This window comes from Flavobacterium hydatis (assembly GCF_000737695.1).
GTDB lineage: Bacteria > Bacteroidota > Bacteroidia > Flavobacteriales > Flavobacteriaceae > Flavobacterium > Flavobacterium hydatis.
Window position 1 is genome coordinate 38,430 of the sequence record NZ_JPRM01000054.1, and the last position, 12,601, is coordinate 51,030.

General features: G+C 32.7%; 12 protein-coding genes. 5 read left to right on the plus strand and 7 right to left on the minus strand.

Annotated features, from left to right (window positions below):
• The first annotated feature begins 199 nt into the window (after positions 1 to 199).
• Together IW20_RS23360 and IW20_RS23365 are read left to right on the plus strand one after the other, a co-directional pair.
• Positions 200 to 577: a hypothetical protein gene (locus IW20_RS23360; protein WP_035628301.1), complete on the plus strand. Its 378-nt coding sequence runs from the start codon at positions 200 to 202 to the stop codon at positions 575 to 577.
• A gap of 233 nt (positions 578 to 810) precedes the next feature.
• Complete coding sequence (locus IW20_RS23365) at positions 811 to 1,551, plus strand: hypothetical protein (protein ID WP_123869479.1); 741 nt, start codon at positions 811 to 813, stop codon at positions 1,549 to 1,551.
• A gap of 258 nt (positions 1,552 to 1,809) precedes the next feature.
• Here the strand turns inward: IW20_RS23365 and IW20_RS23370 are convergent, their stop codons facing one another.
• The 3 genes from IW20_RS23370 to lhpI form a co-directional block, all read right to left on the minus strand.
• On the minus strand, positions 1,810 to 3,021 hold the full coding sequence (locus tag IW20_RS23370) for a M24 family metallopeptidase (RefSeq protein WP_035628305.1): 1,212 nt from the start codon (positions 3,019 to 3,021) through the stop codon (positions 1,810 to 1,812).
• A gap of 550 nt (positions 3,022 to 3,571) precedes the next feature.
• Positions 3,572 to 4,639, minus strand: a complete 1,068-nt coding sequence (locus IW20_RS23375) for a proline racemase family protein (RefSeq protein WP_035628306.1) — start codon at positions 4,637 to 4,639, stop codon at positions 3,572 to 3,574.
• Positions 4,632 to 5,606: a bifunctional Delta(1)-pyrroline-2-carboxylate/Delta(1)-piperideine-2-carboxylate reductase gene (lhpI, locus tag IW20_RS23380; protein ID WP_035628308.1), complete on the minus strand. Its 975-nt coding sequence runs from the start codon at positions 5,604 to 5,606 to the stop codon at positions 4,632 to 4,634. Before lhpI ends, IW20_RS23375 begins: the two co-directional genes overlap by 8 nt.
• Positions 5,607 to 5,760: 154 nt before the next feature.
• Here lhpI and IW20_RS23385 point away from each other — a divergent pair, with 154 nt between their 5' ends.
• Positions 5,761 to 7,053, plus strand: coding sequence for a S28 family serine protease (locus IW20_RS23385; RefSeq protein WP_035628309.1), 1,293 nt, complete (start codon positions 5,761 to 5,763; stop codon positions 7,051 to 7,053).
• A gap of 173 nt (positions 7,054 to 7,226) precedes the next feature.
• On the opposite strand, the gene IW20_RS23390 is transcribed toward IW20_RS23385, so the two are convergent.
• Positions 7,227 to 9,383 carry a TonB-dependent siderophore receptor gene (locus IW20_RS23390; protein WP_051886149.1) on the minus strand — a complete coding sequence of 719 codons (2,157 nt, stop codon included), beginning with the start codon at positions 9,381 to 9,383 and terminating at the stop codon, positions 7,227 to 7,229.
• Between the two features lie 95 nt (positions 9,384 to 9,478).
• On the minus strand, positions 9,479 to 9,817 hold the full coding sequence (locus IW20_RS23395) for a hypothetical protein (RefSeq protein ID WP_240478530.1): 339 nt from the start codon (positions 9,815 to 9,817) through the stop codon (positions 9,479 to 9,481).
• Positions 9,818 to 10,059: 242 nt separating this feature from the next.
• On the opposite strand from IW20_RS23395, the gene IW20_RS23400 reads away from it, so the two are divergent.
• Positions 10,060 to 10,494, plus strand: a complete 435-nt coding sequence (locus IW20_RS23400) for an META domain-containing protein (RefSeq protein WP_035628313.1) — start codon at positions 10,060 to 10,062, stop codon at positions 10,492 to 10,494.
• 170 nt (positions 10,495 to 10,664) lie between these two features.
• On the opposite strand, the gene IW20_RS23405 is transcribed toward IW20_RS23400, so the two are convergent.
• Positions 10,665 to 11,018 carry a winged helix-turn-helix transcriptional regulator gene (locus tag IW20_RS23405; RefSeq protein WP_035628316.1) on the minus strand — a complete coding sequence of 118 codons (354 nt, stop codon included), beginning with the start codon at positions 11,016 to 11,018 and terminating at the stop codon, positions 10,665 to 10,667.
• A 110-nt stretch (positions 11,019 to 11,128) separates the two neighbouring features.
• On the opposite strand from IW20_RS23405, the gene IW20_RS23410 reads away from it, so the two are divergent.
• Positions 11,129 to 11,761 carry an NAD(P)H-dependent oxidoreductase gene (locus IW20_RS23410; RefSeq protein WP_035628318.1) on the plus strand — a complete coding sequence of 211 codons (633 nt, stop codon included), beginning with the start codon at positions 11,129 to 11,131 and terminating at the stop codon, positions 11,759 to 11,761.
• Between the two features lie 251 nt (positions 11,762 to 12,012).
• Here IW20_RS23410 and IW20_RS23415 read toward each other — a convergent pair whose 3' ends face one another.
• Positions 12,013 to 12,465 carry a hypothetical protein gene (locus IW20_RS23415; protein WP_240478531.1) on the minus strand — a complete coding sequence of 151 codons (453 nt, stop codon included), beginning with the start codon at positions 12,463 to 12,465 and terminating at the stop codon, positions 12,013 to 12,015.
• Positions 12,466 to 12,601 lie beyond the last annotated feature (136 nt).

Below are 12,601 nucleotides of genomic sequence, written 5' to 3' on the forward strand. Positions count from 1 at the left end.
TTAGAATTTAAGGATTAAGCTACAGCGTAGCGACATCTTTGATTTCTATTCAGATTGCTATACATGTCACCCCAATGGGGTTTTACAAAATGACTTATGAATTTCTATAAATATAGCGTCCCTCTGGGACTTAATTAGCAACTATAACGCAGGCGGTCTTTCTTTTTATAACTTTGTGAGACTAATTTCAGAATATAACATGAGAAAACAATATAACTTACGCCCGAGCAAAGATGGTTTAAAGGCTTGGGATGTACATCGATTAATAGAACTATCAAAAAACTTCCCAGTTAAACGTGTTTTGCTAAGCGAAATTAATGAAGTAAACGAAACATACTGGTTTCAAGATCCGAGTCAATTACCCACCTGTTCAGCAATACTAGAGCATATAAAACTAATGGATAAAGCAAGCCTAGATTATCCAATTATCCTATGTGCCAACGGACGTTTGATGGACGGAATGCATCGCGTAATGAAAGCACTGCAACAAGGTCATACCGATATTAAAGTAGTGCAGTTTGATGTCACACCCGAACCCGACTTTATAGGTATTCCGACAGATGAGCTACCTTATTAAAAAATTAAAACCTTAGTTCCTTTGCCTTATTTAATCATTAATAATAAAAGTTAAAGCAAGGAGCTATTTCCTGCTATACACTATATCTTTTATGGCAAACCCCGCCATAAAAGGATGCCGTTTCTATCAGGGCTAAAAGAAAAAACAACACCTGAATAATTTATTAAATAAAACAAACAACAACTCTTTTTTATAGATAATTTCGTAAACAAACTAAAAATAATATTCTAAATATGAAATACATATTAACCTTATTAATCACACTACTTTCATATAATATGCATTCGCAAAATATTTTTGGAGAAAAATGGAATATAAGCGAAATTATTGGTCAAGATACCAAGTATACACAAGAATATACATTATCCAAGATTGACCAAAGCGATAATAATTATGTTATGCAAGGCACTAAAATATCTTTTGATAAGGATAATACATTTAACTGCCTTTATTCAGCCAGATGCGGAAATGATTGTTTTCCTTCTTCAGTCGGTACATACAAAATAATCGATAACAAACACATCAATTTATTTGTAAAAGAATTTAGACAAACAGGCTTTTGTGAACATAAAAAAATTGCATTAAATCTTAATTTAGGACAGTATTATATATCACAAAAATCAGATACAATAATAAAACTCATTAAGAGCGACGGAAATATATTTCAGGATAATCTAAACGAAAAATACTCTTTAATGATTGATGATTACATCAAAGAAATAAAACACAGAACTGCAGATTTGCTTAATTTTAAAACAAACCTAACCGATGATTCCTTGATAGTAAATGCATATATAAAGAATAAAACGAAAATTAAAAATTATAAGATTCTCTATAGCAAAAAACAAAACGCTATTTTTCTAGTAAACTTAATTAAAAACGAAGACGTTAAGAATGATTATTTTTATATAATACATACTTTTGAAAAAAATTATGAATACCAAGTTGGCTATTATAAACTCAAAAAGAAGTAATAACACTAACATGTTTTTAGTATGATAATTATACCTACAAGGTCAAAAAAAGACCTTGCAGGATAATAAATCTGCAAAAAATCGCTTAAATCTGCGTTATCTGCGTGAAACTTTAAACTTTGAAAGCTTTAAAGAATATTAGTGAGATAATTAATACCTACAAGGTCAAAAAAAAACCTTGCAGGATAATAAATCTGCAAAAATTCGCTTAAATCTGCGTTATCTGCGTGAAACTTTAAACTTTAAACTTTAAAAAGGTTAATATCCAAAAGGATTATCAACACTATTCATTGGTTCAGTAAACCATTTAGGTCCATTGGCAGTCATGTAAAAATGATCTTCATGGCGAATACCAAATTTCCCCGGAATACAAATCATTGGTTCATTACTTACAACCATTCCTTCTTCAAGTTTAATTTCGCTTCCTCTTACCAAATATGGATATTCATGAATGTCCAAACCAGTTCCATGTCCTACACGATGAGGTAATCCTGGCAAGCTATAATCAGAGCTTAATCCCGCTTCCGCTAAAGTTTTTCTGGCAGCATCATCTACAGAACCACAAGTAGCTCCTATCTGAGCAGCAACAAAAGCAGCATGTTGAGTAGCTTTTTCAAGATTCCAAATAATTTTGTATTCTTCAGATGCGGTTCCATAAGCATACGATCTTGTAATATCCGAAAGATATCCTTCAAGTCTGCAACCTGTATCAATAATAACCGCTCCATTATCTTTTAAGTCCTGAGGAACAGATACACCGTGAGGATATTGTGTGTCATCGGCAAACAATACAATACAAAAATACGATCCCGAAGGAATCCCTGCTTTTATATGAGCAGCATTAATAAAACTAGTAACCTCATTAGCACTTATTCCTGGTCTCAATATCTTAGCAGCTGCACGTTGTACAACCATAGTAATATCTTTAGCTCTTTGGATAATAGCAATCTCATTTGCTGATTTTTGCATTCTGCAACCCGAAGTAATTGGTAAAGCATTTATAACCGTATAAGATTGATTAGTTTTAGTTACACCATCAACCAAGAAATACGGAGATGATTCATCTAAAGCAATAGTTTCATCAACTATGTTTTTGCTTTTTAATAATTCACCCATCAAAGCATACGGAGATTCATGTTCTTCCCAGCAATTGATTTTCCCGTTTATTTCCATATACTTTTTAAAAGTACCTTCTTCAAACTTAGGAACAATATAATCTAACGTTCCATCATCGTATAATAAAGCACCAACCATTCTTTCAGATGGATTCCATTTTGTACCAGTAAAATAATAAAGGTTCGTTCCAGCGTTAACATATGTCGCCTTTACCTTTACCTCTTTCATAATAACAACTGCTTTTTTAATTCTATTTAAATATTCCTCTGCTTGAATTGGTTTTACATCCAAAGTCATATTTTCAATTTTTTCTAACTCAATAGCTGCGTTCGAGCCTCCTATTCCAATTGCCATTTATTATATTTTAAATTGTTTAATTAATTTATCTAAAACCGTTAAGGTTATTAATTATATGCAGCAGGAAAACTACCTGCAAGGTTTACACAAAGTTCGTAAAGTTTTTAAAATCTTTCTAATATTTAACCGCAAAGGGAGCAAAGATTTACGCAAAGCTCGCAAAGTTTATCCCCAATCTTGTCATCCTGAGCGGAGTCGAAGGATCGTAAGAAACTCCATTATCTTTATCGAGCTACTCGCGGAGACCCTTCGTTCCTCAGGGTGACAAGATTGTGGTAATTCGTAGCGAAAAATTTAACCGCAAAGATTTACGCAAAGCTCACAGAGTTTATCCCCAATCTTGTCATCCTGAGCGAAGTCGAAGGATCACAAGAAACTCAATAATCTTTATCGAGCTACTCGCGGAGACCCTTCGTTCCTCAGGGTGACAAGATTGTGGTTTAAAGCCGAAAATTAAAGGTGACAAGATTGAGCTTATTCGCACTATTTATCAGAACCTTAGCACCTCAGAACCTTTGCCTCTTTGAACCTCTGAACCTTAAAAAACCTATCTCAAAATAAACCCATTCTTCATAGGATCTTTTGGATCTATGATAAAAGTATTAATACCGGTTACAAAAGCAGTTCCTTCTACTTGCGGAATCACAGCCATAAACGGACCAAAATCTTTTTCCTTCACAAGCGAACCGTTAAAAGTACTTCCTGTAATACTTTCTATTGTAATAGATTCATTCGGTTTTATAGCATTTCTGGCATGCTCAATAGCAATTCTGCCCGATACACCCGAACCAGTCGGAGAACGATCTACTTCGCCATCGGCAAAAACACAAACATTCCTGCTATGATTAGCAATTTCCTGAGGTTCATCTATAAAAATTGTTCCGTAAAGAAAACTCAAATCATCTTCAAAAGGATGTAAAATTTCTTTATCTGCATCCATTACAGCATGCTTTATATCTACTCCACTTTGTATAATGGTACGATAATCTTCTTCGGTTAAACCAAAATTCAAATGCGTATTTTTTCTTAAATCGACATAAGCATAAAAAGCGCCGCCATAAGCCAAATCATAAACAACATTTCCTATACCAGGAACATCTACAATACGATCTAGTCCTACAACAAAACTAGGCACACAATGAAAACGTACTCCTGTTACTTCTCCCTTTTTAATGGTAACATAAGAGAATATTCTGCCGCAAGGAGCATCAATTTTTAGTTCATTTTCGCCTTCTATTACAGTAATCCAATTCATTTTCGCAGCAAGCGTACTTATAGCAATAATTGCATGACCGCACATACTGCTATATCCCTCGTTGTGCATAAACAAAATTCCAAAATCGGCATCATCATCATTTGGCGGAAGCAAAATACAACCATACATATCAGCATGACCACGAGGCTCAAACATCAATGAAGTTCTTAAATAATCGTAATTTTCTTTAATATCACGACGATATTCTAACACACTGTTTCCTTTAAGTTCAGGAAAACCCGAAACAATAACACGCAATGGTTCGCCACCAGTATGCATATCAATCGTTTTTATTTGTAATGCATTCGATGCTATTTTATAATCTGTATTAGCACAAATATTGCTATATGTTTTAGACATTTATTGATGATTTTAAATTAAACTCTTTATAAAAATATGCTGCTGCAACAAGATCTTCTAAAGCATGACCAACAGATTTAAAGAAAGTAATTTCAGTATCAGATGTTCTGCCAGTTTTTTTATTGCTGCATAATTCAAACAAATCAGCTTTAATAGATTCTCTTGTAATAATCCCGTTAGTTAGCGGAATCAAAATATCGCCACTTTCTTTTAATCCACCTTGATATGTATCAAGAAACACGCTCGATTTTAGAATTGCTTCATCATCGGCTTCACGCATATCTTTTTTATATGCACCAACCAAATCCAGATGTTGTCCTGCTTTAAGCCATTTGCCAAACACAAGCGGAACAGGCGATAATGTAGCCGACGAGATTATATCAACTTGAGATATCACTTCTTCGATTGTAGAAACTGCTATACAAGTAAAAGGAGAATTTTTTAATGCATCGCAAACCATTTGTGCTTTTTCTATCGTTCTTCCCCATACATATACTTGTTTAATAGGGCGAACACTTGCATGCGCCTGAATTAGATTAATTGCCAATGCACCAGTTCCTATCATAAGCATAGATGAAGCATCTTTGCGAGAAAGATAACTACTTGCCAATGCCGATGTTGCTGCAGTTCTTTTGCCTGTTAAAGATTTTGCATCAAGAATAGCTTTGATATTCCCTTTATGTCCGTCTAGATAAATGTAAGTTCCTTGTATAGAAGGCAAATCATATTTACCATTGTTAGGGCTTACTGTAACGATTTTTACTCCTAAATCTTTCCCAGGTTGGAATGCGGGCATTAATAATAATGTTGAATCTTTGTTTTCTTCAGGATTAGAAAAATCATGATGATGCCGAAGTGGTACTTCTATTTTCTCAGTCGAAAATCCCTCGCGAAGTCCTTCTATTAATTTTTTAAAATCACAATTTTCTTCAATAAAATTGTCTGAAATAAGTTGAATAGGTTCCATATTTAAAGTTGAAATTTCACTAAAAATAGTAGATTATTTTTTCCAAATCCAATTTTGCAAAGAAGTAGTTAACATAAGGCAACTTAAGGTTAATATAGTATAAATTGATTAGTTTTGAAGACTATATTTTTATAAAAAAATCAATTTAAAAATAATGAAAAAGTTAAAACACATTTTATTACTTCTGGTTGTTTCCTTTACTTCATACTTGAGTTTTGCTCAAACTGAAACTGCCGTTAAAACCAATTTAGAAAATAAACTATCACAATTATTTCCCGGTGTTGAGATTACCAAAATGAAGGATTTAGAAGGATTTACAGAATCGTATCAATTGGTACTTAATGAACCTTTGGATCATAAAAATCCTAAGAAAGGAACTTTTAAACATTACATCTATTTATCGCATTTAGGTTTTAATAGTCCAATGGTTATCGAAACCGAAGGATATGCAGCTAGATATACTAAAACCGAATTAAGTTCTTTATTAAATGCGAATCAGGTTATTGTAGAATATCGTTTTTACGGAAAATCCAGACCAAACCCAGTTCCTTGGGAATATCTTACAAATGATCAGGCTATTGCCGATTATCATAATATAGTTACTAAACTAAAACAATTATATACAGGAAAATGGATCTCGACAGGAATTAGCAAAGGCGGAGAAACTACCTTAATATATAAGTCGAAATACCCAAAAGATGTAGATGTAGCTGTTCCTTATGTAGCACCATTAATTAATACACAGGAAGACCCAAGAATACAACAACATCTTGCAAGCGTAGGTACAGCAGAATGTCGTGAGAAAATAACTGAATTTCAGCGTGCATTACTCGAAAACAGAACTGCTCTTCTTAACGAAATAAAACTATATGCAAAGGAAAAAGAAATGACCTTTACAGAAGTTTCGATAGATGAGGCTTTAGAATACGCTGCTCTGGAATTTCCTTTTTCTTTCTGGCAATGGGGAGGAAAATGTGAAGATATTCCGAGTAAAAATGCGCCATCAAAAGAATTATTTGATTACATGAATAAAATCGTCGGAATTAGTTTTTACTGCGATAAAACCTTCTACGATTTATTGCCGTCATATTACCAACACATGAACGAATTAGGTTATTATGGTTTTGATTTCGGACCAGTAAAAGATTTATTGACTGCAGTAAAAAGCACTTCAAATAATCGATTTGCACCAAAAGATGTTCAGATAACTTATAACCCAAAATACATCCAGAAAGTTAGAGAATACGTAGAAAATAAAGGATCAAAAATACTTTATATATATGGAGGTTATGATACTTGGGGAGCTTGTGCTCCTACTCCAAACCCTAGTCTTGATGCACTAAAAATGGTTAATCCGGGAGGAAGCCATGCGACAAGAATAAAAAACTTCTCGAAAGAAGATCAGGAGAAAATAATGAAGACTTTAGATAAGTGGTTAGCTAAATAGAGGTATAAAAAAAGAGAAATGATTTTACCGCAAAGAGCACCAAGATTTACGCAAAGTTCGCAAAGCTTTGTGAACTCTGCGATTTTTCCTTGCGGTCTTTGCGGTAAAATTTTATTTTTAATGTAATCAAAATTCATTTATCTGTTACATTTTCTTCTGTAAAGCCTAAATATCTAAAATACAAAACCAAGATTAAGACGAATATTTTGAGGTGTTCCAGTAAATAACGATGTTGTACCATACGCTCCTGGAAAATACAATTTGTCTGTGATATTATTGGCTGTTACACCAACAATATAATTCTTGTATCTATAATTTGCCGACATATCTATATAAGAATAAGCAGGTAATAAAAGAGAATCATCTCGGTAACTACCTCCCAAAGTATTTCCTTGAAATCTAATTCCTGCACCAAGTTTCAGATTTTTTAAGATAGTCTCTGTAAAATTATATTCCACCCAAACATTACCTACATATTTAGGAGCATTTAATGGTCTGTCACCCACATTTCCGATGGATGTTTTAGAAAGATATTTCACTTCATTATAAGAATAACTTCCTATAACCGACCAGTTTTGCGTTATAATACCTTGTACAGAAACTTCGATTCCTTTACTATTTAAACCCGGAATTGCAATTCTTCTTTTCTTATTTGGATCACTCGGATCGGCTACAAGAATATTCACATAATCAATATCATATAATGCCAATGTAGTACTTAGTCTATTCGAGAAAAAGTCACCTTTATACCCTACTTCATATTGTTTTCCTTTTTTTGGAGGAAATGGTCCGCCTGCACCAACATTATTATTATTTTGTGGCTCAAATGATTCTGTGTAAGAAGCATAAAGAGCTATGTTCTTTTTAAGTTCATAAACCAATCCTACACGCGGAATCCATGCATTAGCATCCGAAGTTATTTCTACTCCCGTAGCATCAAGTTCGTCTACAGGTTTCTGTTTATATCGATATTCATTATACCGCACTGCCAAGTTTAATTTCCATTTTTCTCCTATCGAAATTTGATCTTGAATAAAACCTGCATAATTATTAGTAACCTTCGTATTATTATCCATTCCCTCATCTCCCAATGGTACATTTGGATCATTAATAACAATCGCGTCTTGCGAATAATCAGGATTATCAATACTTAACGACGGATATACTTTGCTAACATATAGGTTTTTCAAAACACGATCCTGAATAATATCAGCACCAACAATCAGTTCATGCGAAATAAACTTAGACGTTTTAAAATTGTATTTTAAAAACGCCGTATTAGCGATCCATTGCGTATTAAATTTCCATGTAGTTCCTTCTCTCGGAATACTGTCTTGTGTAGCATTTAGTGGTCCAAATCCATAAACGTCTAGCATATCTAGATTTCTTCTTACATAACGGCTCATTAATGCAAAACTAAGTTTATCATTAAATTTATGCTTAAAAGTTAACGAAGCCGATGAGTTTTTATCTTTCCCAAACGACGGACTTCCCTGAGTGGTAAAATTTGGATCTACATTGTCAAAATCATAACTTCCATCGGCTTTTTTCTTGATATAAGTACCTCTGTCATATTGAAAACGTGAATTCATCGTTAGATACGTATAATCAACATTTAATGATGTATTCTCCGAGAAATCATATTGTAAAGTAGGTGTAATAAGAAGGTTTTTCATGTACTGAAAGTTCCTATAACTATCACTGTTCTCACCTCCTACAACCAATCTGTATTTTAGTTTTTTATCTTTTGTTAATGGCCCAGTTGCATCGGCAAATCCCGTAAATAAATTCCAACTTCCGGTGGTAAAATTAACCTCGTATCTTGCTTTATCAAGTGGCTGTTTTGTTGTTAAATTAATAACTCCTCCTGGGTTTCCTACGGCATACATTACCGAGGCAGGCCCTCGCATTATCTCTACCTGATCAAGATTATATAGCAATACCTTCTGGCTATAATGATATAAAGTACCTTTCATTCCGTTGGTCAATAAATAAGCATCCCCATAATTATTAAAACCTCTCATAGAAAAAGAACTATAAGGTGTTGTATTGGCAACTCCTACCATATTTCTTGAAACTTCATTAAGATTTAATCCACCTTGATCTTTCCAAATATCCTTGGAGATTACCTGAATAGATTGTGGTATATCAATAAGTTTTGTAGCTGTACGCGTTGCAATAGAAGAGATTGTGTCGTTATACCTTTTTTCCTTTTTTCCGTAAATGGTAATATTGTCTAGTTCTTCCGTTTTGGCGTTGTCTTTTGGAGTTTTATGCTGAGCAAAGACAACTTGCCCAATTATTAAAAGGGCAAAAAGTGATTTTTTCATTTAGATTTGTATAAATTTTAATTAATAACAAGTATTCCATTGGCAAAAAGCCATGAAAATTTATTTCAACACTGATTGAAAATTGAAATTAGATTTTATACAAAATAAGCTGGAGGACGAAACGTTGTTATAGAAACCGAGATTGGTTTCTTTGTAAAATGAAAGAAAGAAGCTAAATGATTTTCTTTATAATTGCTATTAAAGATATCATCGCTACTAAAATTTTGAATGTAAACAAGTTCTTGCTTTTCTTTTAGATGGTTCTGCATCTCTTTTTCATTAGCATCAAGCTTTAATAAATTCTTTTTAAGCTGACATCTTCCGTTACAAGAATTGAATTCTACTTTTCTCTGAACACAAATAGTTTTAGCAATTTTGTCTTGGTTTATTTTAAACATTGCATAAACCACTACATTCCCAAAAGAAGGAAACATAAGTATAGATGAAAGTAATATGATGAAAAACTGCTTCAGACTTGTTTATTTTCAGCAAAAGTAACTCATATAACCCAAAAATCAATTATGTCCAAAATTTTTCTTGTAACCATCAAAGATGTTTTTAATACAATATCGAGATAAATTCCTGTATCTAATAGCGGAGTAAACTAAAATAATCATACTTTTTTTAATAAAATTCGATTAAAAATATTTAAATTTATGTACTAAAATCTTAATCTATGAAAAACTACGTACTACTTTTCGTTTCTGTTTTAACACTATCATTTAACTCATGTACAACGATGAAAGACACCACAAAAACTGCTGATCTTTACAATACATCTTGGGAACTAGAATATATTTCTGGACCACGTATAGCGTTTGAAGGTTTATATCCTGATAAAAAACCGTTCATTAAATTTGATGAAGCAACTAAACAAGTATCTGGAAATGCAGGATGTAATGGATATAGTGCTCCATATACATTAAAAGGAAAAACACTAACGTTTGGCGAACAAGGCCCAACTACTATGATGTTTTGTGAAGGTGGCGGAGAGCAAACTTTCTTGCAAATGATTAAAAAAATAAATGCTTACTCTATTGATAAAGACGGGAAACTTAATTTATTACTAAATGATGTCCCAATGATGAGATTTAAAAAAGTAACTAAATAGTTTTTTTAAAGGTTCTGAGGTGCTAAGGCTCTAAGAGTCTAAGTTCTTTATCTGTAAAATAACTCCAATATTGTATCATTTACAGAAATGACAATATTGGAGAATATTTGCAGTTTTTTTAGCTATTGAGAGTATATACTATCCTGAAATTTTAGTACTCAAACTGAATACTATTTCTCCATTATTCTCTGGCGATGTTTAATTCCCCAATCTGCGATTACTTTAGTCACATCTTTTAGCGTTGCGCCGTATTCGGTAATTTCATATTCTACCATTATAGGCTGAGTGCTTAAGACAGTTCTGGTTACAAGAAGATTTGCTTCTAACTCTTTCAAATCTCTGCTAAGCATCTTACCTGATATTCCTGTAATCTCTTTTAGCAAGTCTGAGTAGCGCATTTTTTTACTACATAAACAAGCAATAATAGATATTTTCCATTTGCCGTTTAGTATATCTACTACATCTTGAATGGCCATTACTGTGCCATGACACTGTTTTAATCTAATATCATTTTCTGTTTCCATACCATGTTACTTGGTTACTCATTTGTCACTATTACTTTCCGTTACAAAGTTACCAAAAGTAACAAGCTTTTATATACATTTGTATATACAAATTAAAAACAGTAATAAAAATGAATTTAATAGACACATTAAAGTGGCGATATGCTACTAAAAAGATGAACGGTAATAAAGTACCGCAAGAAAAATTAGATTATATACTTGAAGCTGCAAGACTTGCTCCTTCTTCTTCTGGATTACAACCTTATAAAATTTTTGTAATTAGTAATCCTGAGTTATTAGAAAAAATTAAAGCTATTGCCTGGAACCAAAGTCAGGTTACAGATTGTTCTCATTTATTAGTTTTTGCCGCTTGGGATGGTTATTCTCTAGATAGAATTACAGCAGTATTTGATAAAACTCTTGCAGAAAGAGGATTGCCAGCTGACACAATGGATGATTACAAGAAAACACTTTGGGGACTTTACGAACCTCTTTCTACAGAATGGCATGCAAATCATGCAGCGCGTCAGGCTTATATCTCTATGGGAGTGGCAATTGTAGCTGCCGCAGAACAAAAAGTAGATGCTACACCAATGGAAGGTTTTGTTCCTGCAGAAATGGATAAACTTTTAGGTTTAGAAGAGCAAGGTTTAAAAAGCGTATTAATGTTACCTCTTGGTTACAGAGATGAAGCTAACGACTGGTTGGTGAACATGAAAAAAGTTAGAACTCCAAAAGAAGAATTTATCACAGAAATTAAATAAAAAAAGGTGCTGAGATTCAGATTATCAAAGGCTCTAAGGTCTGTATGCAATATTGACTAGCTTTTATTTTCAATAAAGATATCTTAAAATCTAGATTAGATAATTATCCGTAAAATTCATAAAGGCTTAAATAGATTCAAAACTTTGTGAATCTATTTAAGCCTTTAAATCTGTGGCAGAATAAAAATTAAACACAAAGTTTTCATCCTTTGAACCTTTGCTACTCTGAACCTTTGTACCTCAAAAAAAACTTATTTTTTTATCTCTTGAAATATAAATTCTGCATCGGTATAACTTACAGGAATGTCTGGAGCAAAACAAGGCAAACCAAGATATGTGGTTATGACACCCTTTCCTAAAATTAATTTATTGTCTTTTTTTAATAACGAAATCGGAACTCTTTTTAAGTCGCCTCCATAAGTTCTGCAATAAAATTCCCCAAGATAAACATCCTTTTTGATGTTACCTTTTATACTTCCAGAATCTTTCGTTGTTTCTCCGTACTTTATTTCATATTGACCATAAAATCGGTCTTTATTAATCACAATTGATAAAACAGCAGTGTCTTTATTGGTACTTATTGCTTGATAAACAACTTGCTTTTCTATAACTTTCTTTTCTTTTTGGTTACAACCAATTAACAATAAAACTATCCCAAATAAAGCAATTGATTGGGCTACTACATACCTTTTTATCTTTTTCAAATACATATTTTGATTATTTCGTTCCCTCAAAAATAAGAAATAGTTAATAAGTTCAGTTATTTATTTTTAAAATTATAAACATCTTGAAAATCATAAAGCTATATAAACATTAACGTTTTTTATGGAGAGTAAAGAC